This window comes from Streptomyces amakusaensis (assembly GCF_039532665.1).
GTDB classification, from domain to species: domain Bacteria; phylum Actinomycetota; class Actinomycetes; order Streptomycetales; family Streptomycetaceae; genus Streptomyces; species Streptomyces amakusaensis.
Genome location: NZ_BAAASB010000020.1, coordinates 107,214 through 132,664 on the forward strand (window position 1 = coordinate 107,214; position 25,451 = coordinate 132,664).

The 25,451-nt window shown below is 72.1% G+C and carries 25 protein-coding genes and 1 pseudogene; 10 read left to right on the plus strand and 16 right to left on the minus strand.

What is annotated here, in order from left to right; genetic code table 11:
* Positions 1–375: 375 nt before the first annotated feature.
* The 8 genes and pseudogenes from ABD371_RS29130 to ABD371_RS29165 all read right to left on the minus strand — a co-directional run bounded on the left by ABD371_RS29130 (position 376) and on the right by ABD371_RS29165 (position 5,913).
* On the minus strand, positions 376–1,713 hold the full coding sequence (locus ABD371_RS29130) for a M28 family metallopeptidase (protein WP_344483367.1): 1,338 nt from the start codon (positions 1,711–1,713) through the stop codon (positions 376–378).
* Between the two features lie 310 nt (positions 1,714–2,023).
* Positions 2,024–2,473 carry a VOC family protein gene (locus ABD371_RS29135; protein ID WP_344483370.1) on the minus strand — a complete coding sequence of 150 codons (450 nt, stop codon included), beginning with the start codon at positions 2,471–2,473 and terminating at the stop codon, positions 2,024–2,026.
* 79 nt (positions 2,474–2,552) lie between these two features.
* Positions 2,553–3,740: an ATP-grasp peptide maturase system methyltransferase gene (gene tgmC, locus ABD371_RS29140; protein WP_344483373.1), complete on the minus strand. Its 1,188-nt coding sequence runs from the start codon at positions 3,738–3,740 to the stop codon at positions 2,553–2,555.
* 247 nt (positions 3,741–3,987) lie between these two features.
* Positions 3,988–4,296, minus strand: a complete 309-nt coding sequence (locus tag ABD371_RS29145; protein WP_344483376.1) for a hypothetical protein — start codon at positions 4,294–4,296, stop codon at positions 3,988–3,990.
* Entirely contained in the window at positions 4,289–4,513 is a 225-nt protein-coding gene (locus ABD371_RS29150; protein WP_344483434.1) for a hypothetical protein, read from the minus strand. The genes ABD371_RS29145 and ABD371_RS29150 overlap by 8 nt, the downstream gene beginning before the upstream one ends.
* Positions 4,514–4,668: 155 nt before the next feature.
* Positions 4,669–4,875, minus strand: coding sequence for a DUF397 domain-containing protein (locus ABD371_RS29155; protein ID WP_344483379.1), 207 nt, complete (start codon positions 4,873–4,875; stop codon positions 4,669–4,671).
* Between the two features lie 8 nt (positions 4,876–4,883).
* Complete coding sequence (locus ABD371_RS29160) at positions 4,884–5,087, minus strand: DUF397 domain-containing protein (protein WP_344483382.1); 204 nt, start codon at positions 5,085–5,087, stop codon at positions 4,884–4,886.
* A pseudogene (locus ABD371_RS29165) lies at positions 5,084–5,913 on the minus strand (helix-turn-helix domain-containing protein). Before ABD371_RS29165 ends, ABD371_RS29160 begins: the two are co-directional and overlap by 4 nt.
* A gap of 93 nt (positions 5,914–6,006) precedes the next feature.
* Here ABD371_RS29165 and ABD371_RS29170 point away from each other — a divergent pair.
* Both ABD371_RS29170 and ABD371_RS29175 read left to right on the plus strand, forming a co-directional pair.
* The gene (locus tag ABD371_RS29170) at positions 6,007–6,270 is read left to right on the plus strand and encodes a hypothetical protein (protein ID WP_344483385.1); all 264 of its coding nucleotides are present in this window, start codon (positions 6,007–6,009) and stop codon (positions 6,268–6,270) included.
* 49 nt (positions 6,271–6,319) lie between these two features.
* A complete protein-coding gene (locus ABD371_RS29175; RefSeq protein WP_344483388.1) occupies positions 6,320–6,628 on the plus strand; it encodes a hypothetical protein in 309 nt (102 codons plus the stop codon).
* Here ABD371_RS29175 and ABD371_RS29180 read toward each other — a convergent pair.
* Positions 6,625–7,308, minus strand: coding sequence for an alpha/beta fold hydrolase (locus tag ABD371_RS29180; RefSeq protein ID WP_344483391.1), 684 nt, complete (start codon positions 7,306–7,308; stop codon positions 6,625–6,627). The genes ABD371_RS29175 and ABD371_RS29180 overlap by 4 nt on opposite strands.
* Positions 7,309–7,427: 119 nt before the next feature.
* Here ABD371_RS29180 and ABD371_RS29185 point away from each other — a divergent pair, with 119 nt between their 5' ends.
* Together ABD371_RS29185 and ABD371_RS29190 are read left to right on the plus strand one after the other, a co-directional pair.
* A complete protein-coding gene (locus tag ABD371_RS29185; protein ID WP_344483394.1) occupies positions 7,428–8,330 on the plus strand; it encodes a S41 family peptidase in 903 nt (300 codons plus the stop codon).
* 62 nt (positions 8,331–8,392) lie between these two features.
* Complete coding sequence (locus tag ABD371_RS29190) at positions 8,393–8,764, plus strand: DUF6401 family natural product biosynthesis protein (protein ID WP_344483397.1); 372 nt, start codon at positions 8,393–8,395, stop codon at positions 8,762–8,764.
* Between the two features lie 63 nt (positions 8,765–8,827).
* Here ABD371_RS29190 and ABD371_RS29195 read toward each other — a convergent pair whose 3' ends face one another.
* Positions 8,828–9,658, minus strand: a complete 831-nt coding sequence (locus tag ABD371_RS29195) for a mechanosensitive ion channel family protein (RefSeq protein WP_344483400.1) — start codon at positions 9,656–9,658, stop codon at positions 8,828–8,830.
* Positions 9,659–9,816: 158 nt separating this feature from the next.
* The gene (rarD, locus tag ABD371_RS29200) at positions 9,817–10,854 is read right to left on the minus strand and encodes an EamA family transporter RarD (protein ID WP_381735011.1); all 1,038 of its coding nucleotides are present in this window, start codon (positions 10,852–10,854) and stop codon (positions 9,817–9,819) included.
* A gap of 351 nt (positions 10,855–11,205) precedes the next feature.
* Between rarD and ABD371_RS29205 the strand changes: the two genes are divergently transcribed.
* The 3 genes from ABD371_RS29205 to ABD371_RS29215 all read left to right on the plus strand — a co-directional run bounded on the left by ABD371_RS29205 (position 11,206) and on the right by ABD371_RS29215 (position 16,587).
* Entirely contained in the window at positions 11,206–11,877 is a 672-nt protein-coding gene (locus tag ABD371_RS29205) for a hypothetical protein (protein WP_344483403.1), read from the plus strand.
* A 161-nt stretch (positions 11,878–12,038) separates the two neighbouring features.
* Positions 12,039–14,216, plus strand: coding sequence for an ABC transporter substrate-binding protein (locus tag ABD371_RS29210; RefSeq protein ID WP_381735019.1), 2,178 nt, complete (start codon positions 12,039–12,041; stop codon positions 14,214–14,216).
* Between the two features lie 166 nt (positions 14,217–14,382).
* Complete coding sequence (locus tag ABD371_RS29215; RefSeq protein WP_344483408.1) at positions 14,383–16,587, plus strand: bifunctional serine/threonine-protein kinase/ABC transporter substrate-binding protein; 2,205 nt, start codon at positions 14,383–14,385, stop codon at positions 16,585–16,587.
* 66 nt (positions 16,588–16,653) lie between these two features.
* Here ABD371_RS29215 and ABD371_RS29220 read toward each other — a convergent pair whose 3' ends face one another.
* From ABD371_RS29220 to ABD371_RS29240, 5 genes are all read right to left on the minus strand, one after another.
* Complete coding sequence (locus ABD371_RS29220) at positions 16,654–17,703, minus strand: 2-oxoacid:ferredoxin oxidoreductase subunit beta (protein ID WP_344483411.1); 1,050 nt, start codon at positions 17,701–17,703, stop codon at positions 16,654–16,656.
* A complete protein-coding gene (locus ABD371_RS29225) occupies positions 17,696–19,657 on the minus strand; it encodes a 2-oxoacid:acceptor oxidoreductase subunit alpha (protein WP_344483414.1) in 1,962 nt (653 codons plus the stop codon). The genes ABD371_RS29220 and ABD371_RS29225 overlap by 8 nt, the downstream gene beginning before the upstream one ends.
* 294 nt (positions 19,658–19,951) lie before the next feature.
* Positions 19,952–20,638: a LuxR C-terminal-related transcriptional regulator gene (locus tag ABD371_RS29230; RefSeq protein ID WP_344483439.1), complete on the minus strand. Its 687-nt coding sequence runs from the start codon at positions 20,636–20,638 to the stop codon at positions 19,952–19,954.
* A 143-nt stretch (positions 20,639–20,781) separates the two neighbouring features.
* On the minus strand, positions 20,782–22,116 hold the full coding sequence (locus ABD371_RS29235; protein ID WP_344483441.1) for a sensor histidine kinase: 1,335 nt from the start codon (positions 22,114–22,116) through the stop codon (positions 20,782–20,784).
* A gap of 178 nt (positions 22,117–22,294) precedes the next feature.
* Positions 22,295–23,506, minus strand: coding sequence for a sensor histidine kinase (locus tag ABD371_RS29240; protein WP_344483416.1), 1,212 nt, complete (start codon positions 23,504–23,506; stop codon positions 22,295–22,297).
* 215 nt (positions 23,507–23,721) lie between these two features.
* Between ABD371_RS29240 and ABD371_RS29245 the strand changes: the two genes are divergently transcribed.
* The 3 genes from ABD371_RS29245 to ABD371_RS29255 all read left to right on the plus strand — a co-directional run.
* Positions 23,722–24,120 carry an NADH-quinone oxidoreductase subunit A gene (locus tag ABD371_RS29245; RefSeq protein WP_190121746.1) on the plus strand — a complete coding sequence of 133 codons (399 nt, stop codon included), beginning with the start codon at positions 23,722–23,724 and terminating at the stop codon, positions 24,118–24,120.
* Positions 24,111–24,776: an NADH-quinone oxidoreductase subunit B gene (locus ABD371_RS29250; RefSeq protein WP_344483422.1), complete on the plus strand. Its 666-nt coding sequence runs from the start codon at positions 24,111–24,113 to the stop codon at positions 24,774–24,776. Before ABD371_RS29245 ends, ABD371_RS29250 begins: the two co-directional genes overlap by 10 nt.
* The coding region (locus ABD371_RS29255; RefSeq protein ID WP_344483425.1) for an NADH-quinone oxidoreductase subunit C at positions 24,773–25,451 on the plus strand (679 nt) is incomplete at its 3' end. The genes ABD371_RS29250 and ABD371_RS29255, both read left to right, overlap by 4 nt.

Sequence of the window (25,451 nt, forward strand, 5' to 3'; positions counted from 1 at the left end):
GCGGGGGTCTCGGCCGTATGGTCGGCTGCATGGTTGGTCCCCTCTCCCCACGGTCCCGCGACCCGGCGGCGGGGCACGACGGCCCCCGACGACCACCGGAGCGGTCCCGTACGGCCCCCGCCCGTCCCGACGGCAAACGAGCCCGGCAGGTACGGCGGGAACCAGGGCAATCGTCATGGAGCGGGTATCGGGCCTGCTGCCGGAAACACCGGACATGGCCGGAAAGCCGACACAGGTGTCCGGATCGCCCGCCGCGGCCGGCCGGCAGCTCCAGGAGCAGGAGAACGACCGCATGCGCGTGCGGGGAGCGCACGCGCATGCGGCCGGGTGGGGGGTGGCGGTCCTGCGGTCTCTCTGTCTTTCTGCCTTTCAGGCTCAGAACACGAGCTTCCAGCTGTCGATCCGGCCGCTGTCCTGTGAGGCCACATCCTGGACGCGCAGCTTCCAGTCACCGTTGGCGGGCTCGCTGGACGCGTCCACCGTGTACGTCTCGATGACGTTGTCGGCCGAGTCGTTGGCGCTGGAGTTCTTCAGCCGGTACGCGGTCCCGTCCGGAGCCACCAGGTCCACCACCACGTCGCCGCGCCAGGTGTGCTTGATGTCCACGCCGACGGAGAGGGCCGCCGGGGCGTTTCCGGTACGGCCCGAGACGGTCACCGTCGAGGTCACGGCCGCGCCGTTGTCCGGGATGGCGACATCGGCGGTGTTCTCGTAGGTGTCGCCGGGCGGCGTGGTGCCACCGGTGCCCAGCGTCCAGATGGCGTGCGCGATCGCGTCGCTGTTGCGGTCCAGCGCCGTGTCGTTCACGTTCGACGTGTTGTCGCACGAGGAGTGGTAGCAGCGGTCGAAGGCCTGGCCGGCCGTGCCGCCCCACTTCTGCGCCTGCGCCGCCGTCTTGGTCCTGCTGGCTCCGGTGAAGAGCCCGCCGACCGCTATCCCCACATTCTTGAAGGACGCGTGGTCGGAGCGGCCGTCGCCCTCGGTCTCGATCTCCGTGGCGACCCCCAGGCTCGAGAAGTAGCTCTTGAAGACGCCCTCCAGGGTCGGGTTGTCGTCATAGACGAAGTAGCCCGGGTTCGGCGAACCGATCATGTCGAAGTTGAGATACCCCGAGATCTTCGCGCGCTCGGCGGCCGGGAGATTCGCGACGTAGTGCCGCGACCCGATCAGCCCCAGCTCCTCCGCCCCCCACCACCCGAACCGCAGATGCTTTGTGGGCTGGAGCTGCGCCCGCGAGACCGCCAACGCCGTCTCCAGCACCGCCGCCGACCCGGTCGCGTTGTCGTTGATGCCCGCGCCCGAGGTGACGGAGTCGAGATGCGCCCCCGCGAACAGCACCTGGTTGGCGTCGCCGCCCGGCCAGTCGGCGATCAGGTTGTAGCCGATCTGACCGCCGGAGGTGAACTGCTGCACGGTCGTCACGAACCCGGCGGCGTCCAGCTTGGCCTTCACGAAGTCGATGGACGCCTTGTAGCCGGGACGGCCATGGGCCCGGTTGCCGCCGTTGGCGGTGGCTATCGACTGGAACTGCGTCAGATGCGCCTTGACGTTGGCGAGCGGTATGTCCGGCGCGGCCAGCGCCTGCACGGCGGCGGCGGCAGCCGGGGCGGGCGCGGCCGTGGACGCGGTGGCCGCCGGTGCGGCCGTACCCAGCAGCCCTGCCAGGGCGATGACGGCGGCCGCTGCGGTGCGCCTTGGTGCGGAGAGCTTCATACGACGGCTCCGGTATTCCGTGTGGGGACAGGACGGAACGTGCGAGACGCCCCGGAACGCACATTCCAGGGCGCTGGAGCGATGGCTCTGAGCATCCGAGCGCTTGGCGGCGCGCTCTGTCGAACAGCTGATGCACGGGTGTGCTGTGCTTGTGCGTTCGAAGAGTTCAGCGACAGTTCGTCCTACCGTCAAGGGCGGAAACCGGTCAGTTGTGTTCACTTAACGAACACTTTGTGCTGTGAAATGCCTAGGGAACCTCTGATTCCTCCCTGTGCCGCCCTGCCCCCCGGGCCCCCGGGACCCGCCCGGCTCACTCCACGCAGTACTCGTTGCCCTCCGGGTCCGCCATCGTCGTCCAACTGCCCATCGGCTGCCTCTGCTCATACAGCACCGTCGCCCCCAGCCCCTCCAGCCGCGCGACCTCCGCCTCCCGCCGGCCCGCTTCCGTATGAACATCGATGTGCAGCCGGTTCTTGACCGTCTTGCCCTCCGCCACCCGCTGAAAGAGCAGCCGACGGCCGAGCCCCACGCCCGTCCCTTCCTCGAACGGGTCGTCCGGATGGCGGACGGCGGCGAAATCCCGCCAGGCATCGCGATCGTGATGCCGGATCGTGGAGTCCTCGGGCAGCTGCCCGTTCTCCCTCAGTCGTTCGATCAGTGCGCTGTGGTCCTCGACCGTGTAGCCGAGCGCCTCGCCCCAGAAGTCCGCCTGCGCGGCGGGGTCGGCGGCGTCGATCGTCAGTTTCCAGTGAAGTGCCATACGAACACTCTGCCGTGAGCCACTGACAACGGGGTGGCGCGGCGCGGCCGAGCCGCGCTGACCTGGAGAACGTCGATGTTCACTCCAGCGAGATGACGGGCATCTCGGGGTGCTGGAGGTGCTGTCCCGCCGCGTCGACGGTGAGGCGGAAGGTTTCCGGGCCGGGGTGACCCGCTGCCGTGTGCGCGCCGAGGATTTCTTCGACGCGGTCCCAGAGGCGGAGGGGCCCGGCCTGCCGGACGCGCAGCAGATCGCCCTCGGGAGCGAGGGCGGCGACGGAGCCGGTGGTGACATCGATCAGAAAGGTCGTGCCGTCGACTGTGGTGATCTGGCTGTTCGGCAGGGCCGACTGGACCAGGAAGCGGGTGAAGAAAGCTTTCTCAGTGGCGGCGGTGAGCCAGTCGACGGTGTGACGGGCGGTGGTGGGAGGCACGTCGGTCAGGAGCGAGTTCCAGTGGGCGGGGTTCCCGAAGCCGGGGGCCTGGTGGGGGCGGGCGAGCATGAAGGACACGGTTCCTGGGAGAAGCGGGCCGCTGGCGGTGCCGTCCTCGTGGACGGTGAGCAGGGTGCGACCGAAGCCGAACTGCCAGCCGCCGAGGGTGGTGAGGATCTTCCCTCCAGGCCGGGTCTGGGCGATCCACGACCGGGGGACGGTAAGGACGGAGCAGGCGGCGACGATCCGGTCGAACGGGGCCGACGGCCAGTAGCCGTACAGGCCGTCCGCGACGGCGAGATCGGGGGTGTACCCGAGGCCGTAGAGAGCGGTGGCCGCCTGTTCGAGCCGGTGATCGTCGACTTCGAGGGAGGTGATCGCGTCGGAGCCGTACCGTTCGCAGGCCAGCGCGGTGGAGTATCCGCTGCCCGTTCCGATCTCCAGGATGTCCTGGCCCTCGGCCAGATCCGCGTCCTCCCACATCCGTAGGACCAGCGACGGCAGGGTGGACGAGGACGTGGGAGAGCCGCCGCCGTGCGGCTCGGGGCGGTCCCAGTCGGGCTCGTCGCCGTCGAGCTGGGTGACAAGGCTCTGGTTGGTGTAGACGGCGGCGAGCCACCGTTCGGGATCAAGCTTGGCGGTGACCGGCTCCCACCGCGTGAACCCCTGCGGCGAGGGCTTCTCGGCCGGCAGACAGAACCCCGGGGCGAACCGGTGCCGGGGGACCGTCTCCACCGCCGCCCGCCAGCCGTCAGCCCGTTCGCCGCGCACCACGGCAGCGGCCAGCTCGCTCCTGAGCTGCCGCGCACGCTCGGTTTCGTCGGTGCTGGTCATGGGCGGGGTCCTTCCGTCAGGAGCCGGGCGAAGGCGACGCTCCGGCCGTCCCTCCGAGCCGACCGGCCACCGAGTGGGTACCGTGAGCACCCCACCGGAGGGCGGGGATCCCCGTCCCTGACGAGCAATGAGCACACTCGATCCGATCAGGTGGAGCCTGAGGGAGACCATTCCGGCGTCGCAGCGGGAAGCTGTGGCCGACCTTGTCGCAGGGCGGGCATGCTTCACCGCATTGGTCGCGAGGACATCACGATGCCGACGAGGGGGACGGCGTGGGCACCACGGCGGCGGTCGCCATGCCGTTCGCGGCAAGGTCGAAGTGGTCCAGCACCACACTCCGCACCAGCACACCGGGGAAGTCCTCGAAACGGCCCAGGGTATCCGCGATGGCGGCGGTGAGGGTTTTGGCCCGGACGACGCAGAGGAACCCCGAGTACCCCGGCCCCTCTTCCAGCCCGATGCCGCCCTCCGCGAAGCGGTCGAGGCCATCCAGGAAGTCCTTCTGCCCGTCGGTGAGCGGGGCGTCCAGCACGAGGTTGAAGTACCAGCTACGCACAGTTCCGGTGCTTCCCTGTGAATTGGTCAATCTTGTTCGCCTCTTCTCCCTGGCTGCTGGGCGTGCAGTACACCGTGATGTTCTTACTGCACGGACAGCAGATCACCCAGCCCCATCGGTGGCGATTCTTGTCGTGCGTCACCTTGAGGCCCGCCGCTTCCGCCCTCTTGAGAGCCGCTTCAACGTCCTTCTTCTGATGCCGGTCACCGAGTCCCATGCCACCACGTTCTACGGGCAGGCGGCTGGACAGGCTGCTGAGCAAGAGGCAGGTCACTCCAACGAGCTATCCCCGACACTGACGACCACACGACCGAGCCCCGCCGTTCCGGAAGACGGGAACGGCGGGGCTCGGAGATGGTGTTGTACGGGTGCCTAGACCTTGCTGGACCGGGCGAGGGCGACCAGGCCGGCGAAGGCTGAGGGGGAAACCGTCAGGGTCGGGCCGGTCGGGTTCTTGCTGTCCCGGATTGGGACGACCTGGGTGGCGGGCACGTGGTCGGGAGCCCATTCGACGCAGGTGCCGCCGTTGTTGCTGTAGCTCGACTTGACCCAGCGGAGGGAGGGAGATTCCGTTGCCATGGGGTCTCCTAGACGTCGGCGGTCCGGGCGAGTGCGATCAGCCCGGCCCAGGCGGAGGTGCTGACCATCAGGGACGGGCCACTCGGGTTCTTGCTGTCCCGGATCGGGACGAGCTGAGTGGCGGGCACGTTCGAGGGGGCCCACTCCACGCAAGTCCCGCCGTTGCTGCTGTAGGAAGATTTGACCCAGTGGGTGGGTTCGGTGGTCGTCACGGGGTGCCCTTTCGTAACTCGCGGATCATAGCCACGGATTCCGCTTGAGAGGCTGATACGGCCAACAGTTGATGGTAGGCCTTCAACAGGGGCCGGACCGATGCTGTTTCGCGCTCCAGATGTCCCTGGGTCTGAGACTCGACATACGAGACCACGGAGCAATCGGGCAGCGTCAGCAGGTTGACCGGCCGGTCAAATGCCCTGCGTTCCCCTATCGCATAGGGGGCGACATGCAGCGCGGTGTTGGGGAGCGCTGCGAACTCCACCAAGCGGTCAAGCTGCGCGTTCATCACATCGGCCCCACCGACGGGGCGGCGGATACAGCTTTCGTCTATCACCACGATCACCATGGGGGGCTGCGGCCGTACCAGCGCGGCTTGTCGCCCTGCGAGGAAGTCGGCTCGTTCGTCCGCCTGTTGTTGAGTGATCGCACCCCGGTGGACGGCACTGCCGTCCACCGCCCGTGCGTACTCGGGTGTCTGCAACAGGCCGGGGATGATCCCGATCTCGTACACCCTGATTTCTGTCGCGCGGCCCTCAAGGTCGACGTACTGCGGGAAGCCTTCCAGCAGCACACCGGTCCGGATCTCGCGCCACATGCGTTCGAACGTATCTCCGGTGCCAAGTGCGGTGTCGGCACTCACTGAAAAACGGCGGGTTGGCGGTTTATTGGCAGTTTCTACCCCGGAATGTGCCTGCCGGTGTACCCCATCCGTGCCGCGAGTTGGTCCTGAGTCCAGCGGTGGTCCTCGCGCGCACTGCGCAAACGCGCCCCGAATGCCGCTTCTTGGCTGCTTTCGGGGTCCAACTCCTTCAGGTTTACCAACGTTCCCTCCATGTTCCGGACGTTGAAGAGCGCCTCCTCGTAGGGCCACGCTGCACCTCTTGGTAGTGGATTCGCTACGGAGAGGAGTGGGTGATGGTTGTGGCTGATGCTCCCGATTTCCCCGGCCCGGACAGTGGTCTCGTGGTGGGTGACATCGCGTACGACACCCGGGCCAGGGCTGTCGGGGTCCTCATGGCCGAGTACGGCACGCTCTACTTCCTCCGGCCGCTCGACGGTGGCCGGGAGTGGGACGTTCCGAAGGGGAAGGTCCGCCTGGCCACGGTCGCCGACCGGCTCTTCCCGGCCGTCGCCGAGGTCAATGCCGAGAGCCTCCGTCGAGCGGGCCACCGCCCCTGATCCCCTTCAAGCCCCCCTGGCCACCCACCCACCCAGAACAGGAGACCCAGTGCCACGCCGTACCCCAGTGGAGAAGGCCGCCGCCCGAAACCGCGTCATCGCCGAGCGGAACACCGTCATCACCCGCTACACCCGGGGCGATTCCCTGAAGGCCATCGCCCGGACGTACGACGTCCACGCCCCGTGGCTCGCGGTTCGCCTCACCCGCTGGGGCGTCCCCGTCCGCACCCACGCGCACGCGACCTCCCACACCCACGTACACCGGGACGGCGACACCGGAGCCGTCACGGGCATCCACTGCCCCGACCCCGCCCGATGCGGACGGATCGACGCCCCGGCGGCGGGCACACGGTTCTAGGAGTTCGCGGCCTCCGCCAGGACACGTGCCAGTTCGCGGGGACAGGAGGCCATCGGCCAGTGGCCCGAGTCGAGGTTCGCGTAGTCGAGGCGGGTGGCGCGGGCGAGTTCGGAGCTTTCGCCGGTGGCGATCCAGTGCTGGGCCTGGGTGGGGGTGAACTCGGGGCAGACGATCAGGGTGGGGATGTCGAAGCGGCGCTCGTCGGTGAAGTGGACGATGCCCTTGGTGACCGCTTCGGGGACGGGGACGGCGATGGAGGCGAGGCGGTCGCGGGTCGGCTGGTCGAGGTCGGCGGTCTCCGGGCCGTCGAAGGGGGCCCAGCCGGGGAAGGGGACGAGGCCGCCCTCGGCGGCGAAGTCGTCGGCGTAGGGTCGTCCGTCGTCGGAGGGGAAGCCGCCGACGAGGGCGACCTCGGCGACCTTCCCCGGCCGGGCGTCAGCGGCGAGCCAGGCCAGGGTCGCGGCTGCGGAGTGGCCTACCACCAGGGGCTTTCCGGGGGTGGCGTCAATGGCGGCGAGGACCGCCGCCAACTGGTCGCCGAGGGTCGCGGAGGCGGTGCCGTCGCCCTGGCCGGGGAGGGTGAGCGGCAGGGGACGGTGGCCGAGCGCGGTGAGTTCGGGTACGACCTCGTCCCAGACGGATCCGTCGAACCACAAGCCGGCGATGAGCACGATGTCCATGGTGGATCTCCCGAGGAGAGTCGGATCCGGTCGCCAACACGCTACGGGGAGGCTCTGACATCGAGACCCGGGGAAAACCCGTGTGGTTGAGGGACGGGCGACACCTAGCATGACCCGCTATGCCTTCCAACCAGCACATAGTCGAACGGGCCCTGGAGCGGATCGACGCGGGCTATGTCTTCCCGGAGAGGACCGCCGCCGTCGAGGCGGCGATCCGGGGACGTCTCGCGGCCGGCGCGTACGAGGACCTGGACGGTCCCGCTCTCTGCGAGGCGGTGACGGGGGACCTCCAGGAGGCGTGCCCGGACAAGCATCTGCGGCTGCTCTGGACGCGGGAGCCGCAGTCGGTGGAACCGGTGGACGACGACGGGGGGCGGGCCGCGTTCCGTGCGCTGCTCCGGGCGGAGGGGCAGGGGATTCGCCGGGTCGAGCGGCTGGAAGGGAACATCGGGCTCATCGAGCTGAGCCGCATCGCGACCGCAGTCGAGGGCGCGGGCGCGATCGGCGCGGCCATGGAGCTGGTCGCGCACAGCTCGGCGCTCGTGCTGGATCTGCGGACGTGTCTGGGCGGGTCCCCGGAAGGGGCGGCGATGTGGTGCGGCTACTTCTTCCGGGACGATCAGGTGCATCTGAAGGACATCTACGACCGGCGCACGGACACGACCCGCCAGTTCTGGACGGCCGGTCACCTCCCCGCACCGCGCTACGCGGACCGCCCGGTGTACGTGCTCACGAGCGGGACCACGTTCTCCGCGAGTGAGGACATCGCGTACACCCTTCAGGCCCACGGCCGGGCCGTTGTCGTCGGGGAGACCACCCGGGGCGGCGCCCATCCCACGGAACGCCACCCGATCACCGAGCACATCCTGGTGACGGTGCCGACGGGGCGGACCGTCAATCCCCTCACGGGCACCAACTGGGAGGGCGTGGGAGTCGTTCCGGATGTTCCGGTTCCGGCGGAGCGAGCCTTGGAGGAGGCGATCGGTGCGGCTGTGCGGCGGGTGGAGGCACCGCCCCACTGACCGGACGGGGGTGCGAGGAACGTCACGTCGGGGGCCGGTGCGGGGGCGCTTACCTTGGGACGATGGACATATCGCCCGCCGGTGGACCGGACGGACCGGCCGCCGACTGCCCCCTGGTGGGGGTGGTCGCCGCCTATCTGCCCCGGCTCACGGAGTTCGCCTTCGAACCCGGACTGGTCGCCGCCGTCGACCAGCATGCGGCGGCGGTACGGGACGCGCTGATTCCGGCACCCCGGCGGGGCGGCTCGGCCGTCGTTCTGGCGGCGGCGGGGAGCACCCCCGTACGCAGGGAGGACCTCGCGGACTATGTCCTCGGCTTCACGGACTGGCTCGCCGAGACGGAGTGGATCGAGCCGGTGGGCCACGACTTCGCGACGCTGCGGCTGACGGCGGTGTGCTGGCTGGTCAGGGAGCACGATCTGCTGAGCGGATGAGACAGGGCGGCCCCGGAAGCCGCCGGGCCGCCCTGTTCCGTGCCTACACGTACCGGATTCCCCTCACATCGGGTCGAAGCGCTCCGGGTCGTCGGGTCCCTGACGGCGCTCGGTGGGGCCGCGCTCGCCCGCCGCCGTGCGGCTGCCGGGGGCCGGGGCGCCCGCCTGGGCGTCGGACCGGCCGCGCTGGTAGGCGCTGATGTTGTCGCGGGCGCCGGCCGACTCCTCCTCGGCCCGGGAGAGCCAGCGCTCCCAGCGGGAGCGCATCGGCCCGATCAGACCGCCGCCCGCGCCGACGATCACGATGCCCGCGGCCGTGGCGAGTACGGCGGTGAGCAGCGGTCCGGTGACGGCGGTGGCGATGCCCGCCTGGCCCAGCGCCGCGATCACGCCGAGGCCGACGATGAACGCCCAGGCCACGGTGGCCAGGACCTTTCCGTAGGAGACGCCGCCCAGCGCCCCGAGGATGATGTCGCGCACCGCGCGGGCGATGGCCATCGCCACGACGACGATCACCAGGGCGACGAAGGCCTTCGGCAGCCAGGCGACGGCGGCGGCGATCATGTCGCTGATCGGGTTGGGTCCGAAGGCCCCGAAGGCCAGTTGCAGCACGATCAGCAGCAGACCGTAGTAGACGACCTTGGTGAGGATGCCGGTGGCGTCGTACTTCGAGCCGCGCAGGGCGTTGGCGGTGCCGCTGCGCTCGGCGAGCCGCTCGAAGCCCACCTTGCGGAGCAGCTTGTCCACCACGCGGGCTATGAGCTTCGCGATGAACCAGCCGATGATCAGAATCGCGAGGAAGGCGATGAACTTCGGGATGAACTGTGCCACCGCGGACCACGCGTCAGTGAAGCCCTGACTGAAGTCCACAGAGAGGGCGAGAGGCTGTGACATGACGCACTCACTCCGTCCGCTGGGCGGCCGCCGCGCTCCGGGGCCTGGACTTCGGTCGTAACACCCGGCGGGCGGGTGGGGCCTGCGGCGGGGGCCGGGACTGGGCCGGTGGAGTGGTAAATCGCGCGGTGGGACGGGGTACGGGCCCTTCGGGAGGGTCAGCCGGCGGGCTCGGCCGGGCCCCGGGGGGCGGAGCAGGCCCGGTCGGGCTCCGGGGCGGGTACGGGGGCCGCCCGAGGCGCGGTGACCCGGGCCCCGGCCGCCGCCGCGAGCCGCAGCGCCTGGGCCCTCGTCCTGCGGGCGGTACGCAGCGCGTCCCAGGTCAGACAGATGAGGGCCAGCCAGACCAGGGCGAACCCGGCCCAGCGCTCGGCCGGCATGGACTCCTTGAAGTACAGGATCCCCAGCAGGAACTGGAGCACCGGGGCCAGATACTGCAACAGCCCCAGCGTCGACAGCGGCACCCGGATCGCCGCCGCGCCGAAGCAGACCAGCGGGGCGGCCGTCACCAGACCGGTCGCGGCGAGCAGCGCCGCGTGCCCGAGCCCCTCGGCCCCGAAGCTCAGGCCCCCGTCGGCCGCGAGCCAGACCAGGAAGCCCATGGCGGGGAGGAAGAGCACGGCGGTCTCCGCCGCCAGCGACTCCAGGCCGCCGATGTTGACCTTCTTCTTCGCCAGCCCGTAGGTCGCGAACGAGAACGCGAGCGTCAGCGAGACCCACGGCGGCTGCCCGTACCCGACGGTCAGCACCACCACGGCGGCGACGCCCGTGCCCACCGCCGCCCACTGGGCCGGCCGCAGCCGCTCTTTGAGCACCAGCACCCCGATGGCGACGGTGACCAGCGGATTGATGAAGTAGCCGAGGGCCGCCTCGACCACCCGGCCGTTGTTGACGGACCAGATGTACAGACCCCAGTTGACGCTTATCGTCACGGCGGCGACGGTGATCAGACCGAGCTTGCGCGGGCTGCTCACCAACTCCCGTATCCACCCCCACCGCCGCAGCGCGAGCAGTGCGAGCGCGACGATCGCCAGCGACCAGACCATCCGCTGGGCCAGGATCTCCATCGCCCCGGACGGCTCCAGCAGCGGCCAGAAGAGCGGGACCAGCCCCCACATCCCGTAGGCGGCGATCCCGTGGAGCAGCCCCGCCCGGTGTTCGCCGTCGCTCGGCCTCACTCGTCCTCCAGCCGCCATCTGCGTGTGCGTGTCATCCAGTCGAAGGTACGTGGCGTGGGACCGGGCTGTCATTGATAAGTCGACATGGAGCTGTGGCGGGAACCGGTGAAGAGATCAACTGCCCGGAACCAGGGCTCTGTTGTCGGCGTCGGACCGTACGATCGGGCTGATACGGGGGGAACCATGGCGTACGGGAGAGCTGTGCGCGCCGTCGGCGGCGCGCTGGCGTGCGGGCTGCTGATGACGGGGTGTTCCGGTGCCGACGCGGCCGGGAGCCCGCGCGCGGCACCGTCCGCCACGGACGCGAGTACGAGCGCGGGTGCGGGTGCGGGTACGAGTGCGGTTACGGGCTCGGGCTCGGGTACGGGGGTGAGACCGAGGCCGTCCGGTCCGGCCTTCACCCCCGATCCGGCCAAGGTCCCCAGGACGGCCGAAGCCGCCCGCGAGCTGGCCCGCGCGGTCGTCGCGGGCCCCGAGCTGTGGGGCCCGGGGTTCGTCGCCGGCACCCCGGCCCTGAGCGCTCCGGGCCACTGGCCCGTGCTGGACGAGCGCTGCGTCTGGCAGGGCGGAACCGTCCCGGCCGGTGTTCTCCACAGCGTCACCGCCTCCAGCGAACGGCCGGCGGCCGGGGCGGGCCGGAGCCCGCTCCGCGTCGCCGCCACCGTCACCGTGCACCGCGATGTCCGGCGGGCGGAGTGGGAGATGGCCGAGACCCTGGAGGAGGCGCTGCGCTGCCCCGGCCAGAAACTGCGCGAGGGCGAGCGCGTCGAGGGCCTGATGTCCATCGGCTACGCCTTCGGCAGCAAGTACAACCTCACCGCCGACGACTCGATCGGCGAGATCGGCCGGTATCGCGGCACGGAGTCCGGCGACCGGCCGTACGAGTACGGATGGTTCCAGTACCGGCTGGGCACCGTCACCGTCGCCGCAGTCACCAAGGGGGCCGACGGCCACACCAAGGACGAGATCAACAGGGCCAGGGTCGATGCCCTGGTCGGCATGGCCCGCCGCATCGAGACACGGCTGGGGACCGCCGGATGACCCCCGCCCCCGACGCCCCCGGCTCTCCCGAGGACCGTCCGCTCCCGGACCGGGCCCCCGCGGATCCGCGCGTACCCGCTGACCGGTCTCTGCCCGAGGACCGGCCCGGACAGCCCCCGCAGCCCCCGCAGCCCCCGCCCCGGCGGCGGGAGCCCGGCGAGCTGGAGCGGCTGCGGCCGGCGGACCCCTCGGCCGTCGCGGGCTACCGGCTCCTCGGCCGGCTCGGGGCGGGCGGCATGGGCGTCGTCTATCTGGGCCGTACGGAAGCGGGCGAGCTGGCCGCCGTCAAGGTCACCCTCGCCGACCAGGCGGAGGACCCCGACTTCCGGGCCCGCTTCCGCCGCGAGGTGGCCGCCGCCCGGCGGGTCTCCAGCCCCTGGGCGGTCCCCGTCACCGCCGCCGACCCGGACGCCCCCGAACCCTGGCTCGCCACCGCGTTCGTCCCCGGCCCCTCGCTCGCGGAGGCGGTCGCCGCGCACGGCCCGCTGCCCCCGCGCAGCGCCCGGATCCTGGGCTCGGCGCTCGCCCGCGCGCTCGCCGCCGTCCACGCGGCGGGCCTGGTCCACCGTGACGTCAAACCCGGCAATGTGCTGCTCGCCGCCGACGGCCCGCGCCTGATCGACTTCGGTATCGCGCGCGCCGCCGACGAGACCGCGATCACCGCCACGGACATGATCGTCGGCACCCCCGGCTTCCTCGCCCCCGAGCAGGCCGAGGCGCGCGGCTCCGAGATCGGCCCGCCCAGCGACGTCTTCGCGCTCGCCTGTCTGCTGGCGTACACGATCACCGGACGGCTCCCCTTCGGCCGGGGCGCGGTGGACGCGCTGCTCTACCGCACGGTCCACGACGACCCCGACCTCCGGGGCGTCGAGGACGCCGGACTCGCCGCGCTGCTCGCCGACTGCCTCGCCAAGGACCCGGCGCTGCGCCCCACGGCCGCCGAGGTCGCCGGGCGGCTGACCGAGGACGCCCCGCACGGCGCGGACTGGCTGCCGCCCGCCGTCGTACGGACCATCGCCGAGCGCTCGGCGCGGATGCTCGCGCTGCCCGGCATCGAGCCCACCGACCCCGGGCGGCCCCGGCCGCCGAGGACCGCGGGCCGCCGCAAGGCGCTGCTGGCGGCCGGCGGCGCCCTGCTCGCGGCGGGCGCGGGCGGCGGTCTCTGGGCCGCTCTGCGCCCGGAGGAGGGCTCCGGGACCGGGCCGGACCGCGAGCGGAGCTGGGCGATTGGCGTACAGGCCGATCTGACCGGACCCCAGCGGGCGCTGGGCATCGAGCAGGAGCGCGGGGCCCGGCTCGCGGTCGACGCGTTCAACACCCGCGCGGACCGGCCCTTCTCGCTCACCCTGACCACCGCGGACGACGCGGGCGACCCGGCCCGGGCGCTCGCCGCCGCCCGCCGTCTCGCCGCCGACCGCGAGGTGGCCGCCGTCCTCGGCTCCACCGGCGACTACACCACCGAGGCGGTGCTGCCCGTCTACGAGGAGGCCGTGCTGCCGCTGATCTCGGTCTCGGCCGGGTTGAATCTGCTGACCAAGGGGGTGAGCCGCGCCTTCACCCGCGCCTGTCCCGCGCACCCGGCGACCGCCGGCCGGCTCTCCTCCGTACTCCAGTCCTTCTACCAGCGGCAGCTGAAGCGGCCCGTCGGCCGACCCGGGGTGCTCCAGGACCGCGTCGACGAGCAGTACTCCTGGCAGTTCGCCGTGATGGCGACCTCCGAGCTCCGGAGGTACGGGCACCGAGTGCACCCCCGGGTGGTGCCCGCCTCGCTCGGCTCGTACGACTCTGTGATCGGCGAAATGCTGGACGCGGGCATCGACGCCTACCTCCACGCGGGCGGGGCCGCGACGGCGGCCAAGGCGGCCCGCGCGCTCAAGGCAGCGGGGTTCGACGGGCCGCTCCTCGCCGGGCCGCGCGTGCTGAGCGAGGAGTTCCTCCGGCTCGCGGGCGACGCCGCCGACGGCTGGGTGATCGGCTCCCCGGCCGCCGACACCGCCGGGGAACCGGCCGCGAAGCCCTTCGTGGCCGCGTACCGGAAGAAGTACGGCCGCGCCCCCGGCTTCTACGCGGGGGAGGCGTTCGACGCGGTCGGTCTGCTGATCGGGCGGCTGGTCATGACCGCCCGCGAGCGCGGCGGTCCGCTGCCCGACCGGGCGGCCCTCGCCGACGCGGTGCGGATCAACCACTACCGGGGCGTCATGGGGAGCTACCGCTTCGACCGCGAGACGGGCGATCTCGACGGTTCCGGCACCCGGCTCTATCTGGCCGAACGCGGCAGATTCCGCTTCCTCTCCGACGCCCCCGCCGAGGAACCCGCCCCCGCCCGGAAGACGACCTGAGCACCATGCCCGAGCGCACGACGGCACCGCCGCCGACCGGGACTTCCCCGGCCTCGGCCCCGACCGGGCCCGCCAGGACGGGCGCGCCGCCCCGGACCCCGCGGGGCGCGGCGGCCGGGACCACCCGGGCCCGCCCGGACGTCCGCCCCCGGGGGAGGGCCGCCGTATGCGCCCGCTGAAGACCGCCGACCCGTCCTCGATCGCCGGGTTCCGGCTGATCGGGCGCCTGGGCGCGGGCGGCATGGGCGTCGTCTATCTCGCGCGCTCGGCCCGGGGCACGCTCTGCGCGGTCAAGGTGATCAGGGCGGAGCACGCCGCCGACCCCGGCTTCCGGGCCCGCTTCCGGCGCGAGGCAGGGATCGCCCGGCGGATCACCGGACCCGGGGCGGTGCGGGTGGTCGACGCGGACCCGGAGGCCGAGGAGCCCTGGCTCGCCACCGAGTTCGTCCCGGGCCCCTCGCTGGCGGAGGCCGTCGCGGCGCACGGCCCGCTGCCCGAGCGCACCGTGCGCGCCCTCGGCGGCGGCCTCGCCGGGACCCTGGCCGGGGCGCACGAACAGGGTCTGATCCACCGTGACGTCAAACCCGGCAATGTGCTGCTCGCCCTCGACGGCCCGCGCCTGATCGACTTCGGCATCGCCCGCTCGGCCGGGGCGACCGCGCTGACCGCGACCGACGCCATGATCGGCACACCCGGCTATCTCTCCCCGGAACAGGCGCGACTGGCCGGGGCCGCCGAGGTCGGCCCGCCCAGTGACGTCTTCTCGCTCGGCTGTGTCCTCGCGTACGCCCTGACCGGCCGGCGGCCCTTCGGCACGGGGATGCCGGCCGCGATCGTCTTCCGCACCGTCCACGAGGAGCCCGACCTCGACGGCGTACCGCCCGGACTGCTGCCGCTGCTGCGGTCCGCGCTGGCCAAGGACCCGGCGGCCCGCCCCACCGCGCGCGAGCTGGGGGCCGCGCTCGGCGGTCCGCGCACCGGCGGGGCGGGCGGCCCCGGGGCCGACTGGCTGCCCCCGGGGCTGCCCGCCCTGATCGCGGAGCGCTCGGCGCGCGTCCTCGATCTGCCCGTTCCGGAGCCGACGGTGGCCGTGGGCGGCCCGGCGACTCCGGGGGTACGGAGTTCACGCCGCCGCTTCCTTGTCCTGGGGTCGGCGGCCGGAGCGGTGGCCGCGGGCGGGGCCGCCGGGCTCTGGTTCGGCAGCCGCCCGTCCGGCCGCCCGTCCGGCCGCCCGCCCGGCGGGCCCGGCACCGGGGCCGCCCCGCCCCGCCGGGTCGTCGGGGTCCTCGCCGATCTGAGCGGCCCGGACAGGGCCGACGGCGGAATCCGGGAGCGCGCCGCCCGGCTCGCCGCCGAGACCTTCAACGCGTCGCCCGACCGCCCCTTCGAGCTGGCCCTGCGCGTACGGGACGACGGCGGAGACCCCGGCAGGGCGCGTACGGCGGCCGAGGCGCTGGCGGCCGACCCGGCGGTCCTGGCCGTCCTCGACCTGACCGCCCGGAAGGTCACCCGGGCCACGGCGCTGCGCCACCGCGCCGCGGGACTGCCCCTGGTGGCGGTCGCGGCGGACTCCGCCCTGGCCCTGAACCCCGCCGAGCGGCGCGCCTACTTCGAGCTGCGCGCCGGTCACCGGTTTCTGCTCAGCTCCCTCACCCGCTACTTCGCCGTCCGGGGCGTCCGGCGCGTCGCCGTCGTGGCCGACCGCGCGAGCCCCGACTTCTCCTGGCCGGTCGCCATGCTGGCGACCGAAGTGCCGTTCGGCGCGGACGAGGTCGTCGTCCACTCCGTACCGGCCCGGGGCGAGGACTTCGCCGCCGTCGCCCGCGCGGTGCTGACCGGCCGTTTCGACGGAGTGATCTACGCGGGGGACTCGCCGTCCCGCGCGGCGCGGCTGGCCCGCGCCCTGGACGAGCGCCGCTACACCGGGGTGCGCGGCGCGCTCGAACCCGTGCTGGAGCCGGAGTTCCTCGCCCGCGCGGGGGCCTCGGCCGAGGGCTGGGTCTTCGGCACGGCGTACACCGGCCCGACGCGGTCGGCGGGACGCTCCCGGGCCGGGGCGTTTCTCGCCGCGTACCGGAAGCGCTGGAAGTCCCCGGATCCGGATCCGGGGCGGTACGCGGCGGAGGCGTACGACGCGGTGCTCTGGCTCGCCCGGGCGGTACGGGGGCCGGGCGGCGGGGGCCCGGCCGATCGCGCCGCGCTGCTGGAGCGGCTGCGCGGGGTGAGACACGAGGGAGCCGCGAAGGCGATCGTCTTCCGCGGCACCACCGAGCTGCTGGACGAGAGCGCGGGCGCGCTCTTCGTCCACCGGGTGGAGGGCGGCCGGGCCCGGTTCCTCGGCGAGCGCGGGGCGGTCACCGCGAAGAGCTGATGACAGGAAGAAGGCCCGGGAACGCCCTCGGCGGGTGTTCCCGGGCCCTTCCGGCCGGCACGCGCGTTATCCGGCGACGGTCCAGGTGTCGTTTCCGGCGAGGAGCGCGCCGAGGTCGCCCTTGCCCTGCTGTTCGACGGCGCTGTCGAGCTGGTCGGCCATGAGGGTGTCGTACACCGGCCGCTCGACGGAGCGCAGCACCCCGATCGGGGTGTGGTGCAGGGTGTCGGCGTCCGCCAGGCGGGAGAGCGCGAAGGCGGTGGTGGGGGAGGGGTTGTGGGCGTCGTGGACGAGGATCCGCGACTGGTTCTCCTCGGTGACCGCGACGACGGCGAGGTCCCCGGTCAGGGGGTCGCGGACGACGCCCTTGGAGTTGTCCGCGCCGAACAGGATGGGCTGGCCGTGTTCGAGGCGGATGACCGCCTCCTGGGCCTGCTCCTTGTCCTTGAGGGCCTCGAACGCGCCGTCGTTGAAGATGTTGCAGTTCTGGTAGATCTCGACCAGGGCGGTGCCGGGGTGGTCGGCGGCCTCGCGCAGCACCTGGGTGAGGTGCTTGCGGTCGGAGTCGATGGTGCGGGCCACGAAGGTGGCCTCGGCCCCGATCGCGAGGGAGACCGGGTTGAAGGGCGCGTCGAGGGAGCCCATCGGGGTCGACTTGGTGATCTTCCCGACCTCTGAGGTGGGGCTGTACTGGCCCTTGGTCAGCCCGTAGATCCGGTTGTTGAACAGCAGGATCTTCAGGTTGACATTGCGCCGCAGCGCGTGGATGAGGTGGTTGCCGCCGATGGAGAGGGCGTCTCCGTCGCCGGTGACGACCCAGACCGAGAGATCGCGGCGGGAGGTGGAGAGCCCGGTGGCGATCGCGGGGGCGCGTCCGTGGATGGAGTGCATCCCGTAGGTGTTCATGTAATAGGGGAAGCGGGAGGAGCAGCCGATGCCGGAGACGAAGACGATGTTCTCTTTGGCGAGACCCAGTTCGGGCATGAAGCCCTGCACGGCGGCGAGGATCGCGTAGTCGCCGCAGCCGGGGCACCAACGGACTTCCTGGTCGGACTTGAAGTCCTTCATGCTCTGCCGGGCTTCGGCCTTGGGGATCAGGGAGAGTGCCTCAGTCATGGATGGCCTCCTTGAGGGCCGTGGCGAGCTGGGCGGCTTTGAAGGGCATGCCGTTGACCTGGGTGTGGCTGTGGGTGTCGACCAGGTACTTCGCCCGGAGGAGGGCGGAGAGCTGGCCGAGGTTCATCTCCGGGACGATCACGCGGCGATAGTGGGCGAGGAGGGTCCCCAGGTTCGCCGGGAAGGGGTTGAGGTGCCGCAGATGCGCCTGTGCGATGGGGACGCCCTCGGCGCGCAGCCGGCGGACGGCGGCGGTGATGGGGCCGTAGGTGGAGCCCCAGCCCAGGACGAGGGTGGTCGCGCCGTCCGGGTCGTCGACCTCCAGGTCGGGGACCCGGATGTTGTCGATCTTGGCCTGGCGGGTGCGGACCATGTGCTCGTGGTTGGCCGGGTCGTAGGAGATGTTGCCGGTGCCGTCCTGCTTCTCGATGCCGCCGATGCGGTGTTCGAGGCCGGGGGTGCCGGGGACCGCCCAGGGCCGTGCCAGGGTCTCGGGGTCGCGCTTGTAGGGCCAGAAGACCTCGGTGCCGTCGGCCTCGGTGTGGTTGGGGCCGGTGGCGAACTGAACCCGCAGGTCGGGCAGGGTCTCGGTCTCCGGGACGCGCCAGGGCTCGGAGCCGTTGGCGAGATAGCCGTCGGAGAGGAGGAAGACGGGGGTGCGGTAGGCCAGCGCGATCCGGGCCGCCTCCACCGCCGCGTCGAAGCAGTCCCCGGGGGTCATCGGGGCGACGACGGGCACGGGGGCCTCGCCGTTCCGTCCGTACATCGCCTGGAGCAGGTCGGCCTGTTCGGTCTTGGTGGGCAGACCGGTGGACGGGCCGCCGCGCTGGATGTCCACGATCAGCAGCGGCAGCTCCAGCGAGACCGCGAGTCCGATCGCCTCCGACTTGAGCGCCACACCGGGCCCGGAGGTCGTCGTCACGGCGAGGGAGCCGCCGAACGCCGCGCCGAGGGCCGCGCCGATGCCGGCGATCTCGTCCTCGGCCTGGAAGGTGCGGATGCCGAAGTTCTTGTGCCGGGACAGCTCGTGGAGGATGTCCGAGGCGGGGGTGATGGGGTAGGAGCCCAGGTAGAGCGGGAGTTCGGACTGCCGGGCGGCGGCGATCAGGCCGTAGGACAGTGCGAGGTTCCCGGAGATGTTGCGGTAGGTCCCGGTGGGGAAGGCGCTGGTGGCGGGGGCGACTTCGTAGGAGACCGCGAAGTCCTCGGTGGTCTCGCCGAAGTTCCAGCCCGCGCGGTAGGCGGTGATGTTCGCCTCGGCGATGTGGGGCTTCTTGGCGAACTTGGTCCGCAGGAACTTCTCCGTGCCCTCGGTGGGGCGGTGGTACATCCAGGAGAGCAGCCCGAGGGCGAACATGTTCTTGGAGCGTTCGGCCTCCTTGCGGGTGAGGCCGAAGTCCTTGAGCGCCTCCACGGTGAGCGTGGTGAGCGGCACCGGGTGGACGCGGTAGGCGTCGAGGGTGCCGTCGTCCAGGGGCGAGGTGGTGTAGCCGACCTTGGCCATGGCGCGTTTGGCGAACTCGTCGGTGTTGACGATGATCTCGCCGCCGTGGGGGACGTCCGCGAGGTTGGCCTTGAGCGCGGCCGGGTTCATCGCGACGAGGACGTCGGGCGCGTCGCCGGGGGTGAGGATGTCGTGGTCGGCGAAGTGCAGCTGGAACGAGGACACGCCCGGCAGCGTTCCCGCGGGGGCGCGGATCTCGGCGGGGAAGTTCGGCAGGGTGGACAGATCGTTTCCGAATGAGGCGGTCTCCGAGGTGAACCGGTCACCCGTGAGCTGCATGCCGTCACCCGAGTCCCCCGCGAAACGGATGATCACCCGGTCCAGCCGGCGGACCTCTTTCGGTCCGGTTTCGGCGCCGGCGGCGGGCCCGCGCTGTTCACCGACGAGCGCCTCATCGGCCCCGTCGGCCTCGTCGGCGCGCTCGGCTGGGCTACTGACCTGACTGGTCACTGAACTGAACCTCCCTTGAGGCGGCTGTCCGGGCCGGTCGTCCCACTGGCCGGCCCAGAGCCACCCTACGTCGGTAAGGGTGGCCTACCCTGGACAGGCCGGGGAGTGGACGTCCCTTTGAGACACTTGGATGACCTGGTTTGTCGTAATTTATCCACCCTGATATGGCGTCCAGCACGAGGCTCCCCGCTCATTCTTTGGGTCTAGGACCAGGGGCTCCGGGTCCGGATCGGCGGCCCGCGCGCGGCTCACGCGGCGCACCGCTGACGGAGCGTCAGCCCGCTGGGGTTTCCGCTACGAATTGATGTACGTCAGCACCGCCAGCACCCGGCGGTGGTCCCCCTCGCTCGGGGAGAGGCCCAGCTTCTGGAAGATGTTGCTGACGTGCTTCTCCACCGCGCCGTCGCTCACCACCAGCTGCCGGGCGACCGCGGAGTTCGTCCGCCCCTCGGCCATCAGACCGAGGACCTCCCGCTCACGCGGAGTGAGATTCGCCAGTACGTCCTGCTTACGGCTGCGGCCCAGCAGCTGGGCCACCACCTCGGGATCCAGCGCGGTGCCGCCCCGGGCGACCCGTACGACGGCGTCGACGAACTCCCGCACCTCCGCCACCCGGTCCTTGAGGAGGTACCCCACCCCCCGGCTGCTGCCCGCCAGCAGCTCGGTGGCGTACTGCTCCTCCACATACTGCGAGAGCACCAGCACCCCGACGCCGGGATGCTCCTTGCGCAGCCGTACGGCGGCCCTTACACCCTCGTCGGTGTGGGTGGGCGGCATCCGGACATCGGCCACCACGACATCCGGCAGTGCACCCTGGTCCGCCAGCTCGCCGATTGTCTTGATCAGAGCCTCGCCGTCGCCGACTCCCGCCACCACATCGTGGCCCCGGTCCTTCAGCAGACGGGTCAGCCCCTCCCGCAGCAGCACCGAATCCTCGGCGATGACCACTCGTACTCTGTCTCTCGCGGCGTCGTCTCTCACGGCGTCCCGCACGGCGTTCTCCACGGCGCTGATGCCCCCCTGTCGATCCCGGTACCGCCCTGTCCCCACCAGCATCCCAGCAACACGGCCGGAGTGCGGAGGGCGGAGGGCGGTTCGCGGGGGGCTTCCGGCGGGGGAGGGGCTCAGCCGCGCCAGGGCAGCTCGGCGGTCACCGTGGTCGGCCCGCCGGCGGGCGAGTCGACGGCCAGGACTCCGTCGACCGCGCCCAGCCGCTCGGCCAGACCGCGCAGACCGCTGCCCGCGGCGAGATCCGCGCCGCCCCGGCCGTCGTCGGTGACCTGGAGCATCAGCCGGCCGTCGGAGCACCAGACGTCCACCGACGCCCGGCTCGCCCGAGCGTGCTTGCTGATGTTCTGGAGCAGCTCGGAGACGGTGAAGTACGCGATGCCCTCGATGGCCGCCGCCGGCCGCTCCGCGAGATCCACCTCCACGGTCACCGGTACGGCGCACCGCGAGGCGATCGAGGAGAGGGCGGCGCTCAGTCCCCGGTCGGTGAGGACGGCGGGGTGGATGCCCCGGGCCAGGTCGCGCAGCTCCCGCAGGGCGAGCTTGACCTCGCCGTGGGCCTCGTCGACCATCGCGGCGGCGGCCTCCGGGTCTTCGAGGAGCTTCTCCTTCGCGAGACCGAGATCCATGGCGAGGGCGACGAGGCGGGCCTGTGCCCCGTCGTGGAGGTCGCGTTCGATGCGCCGCAGGTCGGCGGCGGCGGTGTCCACCACCACGCCCCGGTCCGACTCCAGCTCCACCACCCGGGTCGCCAGCCGCGAGGGCCCCAGCAGACCGCCGATCATCAGCCGGTCCACCTGCGCGAAGCCCCGGATCAGCCAGGCGGAGACCAGCACCGTCGCCAGCCCCGCCGCCGACGCGCCCGCGATCTCGAAGGAGGTGTCCAGATAGAAGTTGTTGTTCCGCCCGTCGCCGTAGACCTGGATGCCCGGCTGATCGACGTAGGCCGGGAAGACCCACTGCCACAGCGGGTACGCCAGCAGCGCCCATCCCGTGACCCACAGGGTCAGCGACACCGCGAACGAGGTGATCGCCCAGGGGAGGTGCAGCAGCGCGTAGAGCAGATGACGCCAGGACACCCCGCTCTTGAGGACCGCGCCGACCCACGCCATCACGCCCTTCCCCTGCGGCCTGACCGGCTCGGGACGGTCCACGTCCAGCCCCAGCAGCGCCCGCGCCCGGCCGCGCTCCAGCGCGCCGAGGCCCCGGCAGGCCATCAGCCCGCCGGCCAGCACCGGCACCCCCAGGAAGGTGATCAGCAGGCCCGCGCCGAGCGAGACGGTCACGATGCCGAGGACGAAGAAGGCCACGCTGATCGGCAGCCCCAGCATCAGATGCCCGAACTCGCGCCAGGTGCGGCCCTCGAAGGGGGCGCGCAGAACCGGGGGGACGAAGGAGGAGCGGCTCTCGCGCCGGTCCTCCCACTGGGCGCGGGGGTGGTCCGTGGCCATCGGTGTCGTCCGTTCTGCGATGCGGGCTGTCATGGGACAAGAGTGCGCTGGTCGCGAGGCGCGCACCATGAGGGAGGTCGCCCTCTCCGGGCGGGGGTTTTCCCTACCGGGGCGGGGGTGCCGGCTGCCGGGGCGGGGTGATCGGGCGGGGCTGCCGGGCGGGAGGCGGCCGGGCCGCTCAGAGCGTGCCGCGCTCGCGCCACGGCACCTCGACCGTGACCGTCGTCGGGCCGCCCACCGGCGAGTCCAGCACGAACAGCCCGTCGACCGCGCCCAGCCGCTCGGCGAGCCCGGCCATCCCCGTACCGCCGTCCAGCCGGGCCCCGCCCCGGCCGTCGTCGCCGACCTGGATCAGCAGCCGGTCCGCGGACCGCCACACCTCCACCGACGCGCTCTTCGCCCCCGCGTGCTTGCTGATGTTCTGGAGCAGCTCGGAGACGGTGAAGTACGCGATGCCCTCGATGGCCGCCGCCGGCCGCTCGGAGAGATCGACCGACACCCGCACCGGAGCCGTGCAGCGGGTGGCGATCGAGGAGAGGGCGGCGCTCAGTCCCCGGTCGGTGAGGATGGCGGGGTGGATGCCCCGGGCCAGGTCGCGCAGCTCCTGAAGGGCCAGTTTCACCTCGCCGTGGGCCTCGTCGACCATCGCGGCGGCGGCCTCCGGGTCTTCGAGGAGCTTCTCCTTCGCGAGCCCCAGGCCCATGGCGAGGGCGACGAGGCGGGCCTGTGCCCCGTCGTGGAGGTCGCGTTCGATGCGCCGCAGGTCGGCGGCGGCGGTGTCCACCACCACGCCCCGGTCCGACTCCAGCTCCGCCACCCGCCGCTCCAGCTCGTCCGAGGGCGACAGCAGCCCGCGCACCATCGCCCGGTCGGCGTTGGCCAGCCCGCGCGCGAGGAAGGGGAGCACGGGCCAGAGCAGCAACAGGCCCACCATCATCACGGCGAAGGTCAGCACCCCCCACGGCAGCCGGATGAAGCAGTACAGCGCCGTCCGCCACGCCACCGGGTCCTTCAGGCCGCGCACCACCCGGGCGGCGAACCCGGCCCGCCGCCCCGGCCCGTGCAGCGGGCTCGGCTCCTCCACCCGCACCCCCAGCAGCGCCCGCGCCCGGGCCCGCTCCGACCTGCCGATCAGCCGTGCCCCGGCCAGTCCGAGCGCGAGCAGGGGCAGCCCGATCACGGTCACCGACAGCCCCGCACCCAGGCCGATTGTGAACGCCACGTAAATAAAACCGATCAGCGCAACCGGCAGATTGGCCAGAAGGTGGGCTGTCTCCTTCCAGGTGTGGCCGGTAAGGGCGAGTCTCGCGGGCGGCGGACGGTCGTCGCCGCCGGGCGCTTCGGAGGCGGTGCCGTACGCGGTGTCGCAAGAGGTGTCGGTCACGGTCATGAAGCCAGCCTGCCTGGCCGCCCACGGCGCACGCCATGGGGTACCTGGGTGGGATGAAGTGGGGATAACCCCACCTGAAGCGGGATGCGACTGCGGAGGGTCCCCTTAGCAGGGCCTAGACTCCCGTGCGTACAGAACACGGATCACCGAGCAGATCGCCGGCAGCCACTGCGCGGGAGATCCGCGAGGTCGAGGTCAGGGAGCGAGGGGCGGACGTGCCGGAACCCACCGTGGCCGTGCTCGCGGCGGATTATTTCGCCAGTTATTCGGTCGTGGGGCTGCTGGCCCTGATCGGCGTGATGTTCGTGGCCGTGGCCTTCGGAGCCGGGCGGTTGCTGCGGCCCGTGGCCCCCACACCGGAGAAGCTGCTCACCTACGAGTGCGGAGTGGACCCCGTCGGCGAGGGCTGGGCGCACACCCAGGTCCGCTACTACGTCTACGCGTTTCTGTATGTGATCTTCGCCGTCGACTCGATCTTCCTCTTCCCGTGGGCGACGGTCTTCGCCGCCCCCGGATACGGCGGGACGACCCTGGTGGAGATGTTCATCTTCCTCGGCTTCCTGGCCGTGGGACTGCTCTACGCATGGAAGAAGGGCGTCCTGGCATGGACGTGACCCCGACCCAGGCCCAGACCCCGGACCCGACTCCGGATTCGGCTCCGGGCCCCTCCCCGGCACGGACGGCCGCCGCGCCGGTCCCGCTGCCGGAGCCGCAGCGGCTGGGCATCCTCTCCCGGCTCGCCCCCGAGCCGATGAAGGTGGTCCTGAACTGGGGCCGCCGCTACAGCCTCTGGGTCTTCAACTTCGGTCTCGCCTGCTGCGCCATCGAATTCATCGCGGCCTCGATGGCCCGCCACGACTTCATCCGGCTCGGGGTGATCCCCTTCGCCCCCGGCCCGCGCCAGGCCGACCTGATGATCGTCTCCGGCACGGTCACCGACAAGATGGCCCCGGCCGTCAAGCGGCTCTACGAGCAGATGCCCGAGCCCAAGTACGTCATCTCCTTCGGAGCCTGCTCCAACTGCGGCGGCCCCTACTGGGACTCCTACTCGGTGACCAAGGGCGTCGACCAGATCATCCCGGTCGACGTCTATGTGCCCGGCTGCCCGCCGCGCCCCGAGGCGCTCCTCCAGGGAATCCTGAAACTCCAGGAGAAGATCGCCCGCGAGTCGCTCAGCGAGCGGTACGGAACGGGCCGCGCGTCCGTCTCCGAGCTGCGCAGCGGTCTGGTCGCCCCGCCCGCCGCCCCGGCCGCCGGGGGAGAGAAGTGAGCGCGTACGACGGCCTGCCGGACTCCGTCACCGAGATCTTCGGCCCGGACGCCACCGCCGAGCTGGCCTACGACCTCCTCACGGTCGATGTGCCGGCCGACGGCTGGATCGCCGCCCTGGAGACCGCCCGCACCACCCTGGGGTGCACCTACTTCGACTGGCTGAGCGCGGTCGACGAGCCCGGCACCGGCTTCCGGATCTGCGTGCACGTCGCCGCCCTGGAGACCGGCCGGGTCCGCCGGCTGCTGCTGCGGACGACCGTCCCGCACGACGCCCCCGCCCTCCCCACCGCCAGGGAGGTCTACGCGGGCGCTGACTGGCACGAGCGGGAGACGCACGAGATGTTCGGCGTCGACTTCACCGGCCATCCCCATCTGGTTCCGCTGCTCCTCCCCGAGAACTTCGAGGGCCACCCGCTGCGCAAGGACTTCGTCCTGGCGGCGCGGGTCGCCAAGGCCTGGCCCGGGGCCAAGGAACCGGGCGAGGCCGAGCACGGCGGGCCCAAGCGCCGCCAGATGCTGCCGCCCGGCGTCCCCGACCCCAACGAGTGGGGCCCCCTCAAGGGCCAGCTCCCGCCCGCCCCGGCCCGCCCGGCCCGAGCCGCGCGCACCCCGCGAGCGGCCGGCGCCGCAGGCGCCGCCGGTGCCGCAGGCGCCGAGCGCCCGGCCCGCCGGC

Excerpts from the sequence above, each read along its gene's own strand:
- ABD371_RS29130 (WP_344483367.1), bottom strand. The coding sequence starts at position 1,713 with ATGAAGCTCTCCGCACCAAGGCGCACCGCAGCGGCCGCCGTCATCGCC.
- ABD371_RS29135 (WP_344483370.1), bottom strand. The coding sequence starts at position 2,473 with ATGGCACTTCACTGGAAACTGACGATCGACGCCGCCGACCCCGCCGCG.
- tgmC (WP_344483373.1), bottom strand. The coding sequence starts at position 3,740 with ATGACCAGCACCGACGAAACCGAGCGTGCGCGGCAGCTCAGGAGCGAG.
- ABD371_RS29150 (WP_344483434.1), bottom strand. The coding sequence starts at position 4,513 with ATGGGACTCGGTGACCGGCATCAGAAGAAGGACGTTGAAGCGGCTCTC.
- ABD371_RS29155 (WP_344483379.1), bottom strand. The coding sequence starts at position 4,875 with ATGGCAACGGAATCTCCCTCCCTCCGCTGGGTCAAGTCGAGCTACAGC.
- ABD371_RS29170 (WP_344483385.1), top strand. The coding sequence starts at position 6,007 with ATGGTTGTGGCTGATGCTCCCGATTTCCCCGGCCCGGACAGTGGTCTC.
- ABD371_RS29180 (WP_344483391.1), bottom strand. The coding sequence starts at position 7,308 with ATGGACATCGTGCTCATCGCCGGCTTGTGGTTCGACGGATCCGTCTGG.
- ABD371_RS29185 (WP_344483394.1), top strand. The coding sequence starts at position 7,428 with ATGCCTTCCAACCAGCACATAGTCGAACGGGCCCTGGAGCGGATCGAC.
- ABD371_RS29190 (WP_344483397.1), top strand. The coding sequence starts at position 8,393 with ATGGACATATCGCCCGCCGGTGGACCGGACGGACCGGCCGCCGACTGC.
- ABD371_RS29195 (WP_344483400.1), bottom strand. The coding sequence starts at position 9,658 with ATGTCACAGCCTCTCGCCCTCTCTGTGGACTTCAGTCAGGGCTTCACT.
- rarD (WP_381735011.1), bottom strand. The coding sequence starts at position 10,854 with ATGGCGGCTGGAGGACGAGTGAGGCCGAGCGACGGCGAACACCGGGCG.
- ABD371_RS29215 (WP_344483408.1), top strand. The coding sequence starts at position 14,383 with ATGCGCCCGCTGAAGACCGCCGACCCGTCCTCGATCGCCGGGTTCCGG.
- ABD371_RS29220 (WP_344483411.1), bottom strand. The coding sequence starts at position 17,703 with ATGACTGAGGCACTCTCCCTGATCCCCAAGGCCGAAGCCCGGCAGAGC.
- ABD371_RS29235 (WP_344483441.1), bottom strand. The coding sequence starts at position 22,116 with ATGGCCACGGACCACCCCCGCGCCCAGTGGGAGGACCGGCGCGAGAGC.
- ABD371_RS29240 (WP_344483416.1), bottom strand. The coding sequence starts at position 23,506 with ATGACCGTGACCGACACCTCTTGCGACACCGCGTACGGCACCGCCTCC.
- ABD371_RS29250 (WP_344483422.1), top strand. The coding sequence starts at position 24,111 with ATGGACGTGACCCCGACCCAGGCCCAGACCCCGGACCCGACTCCGGAT.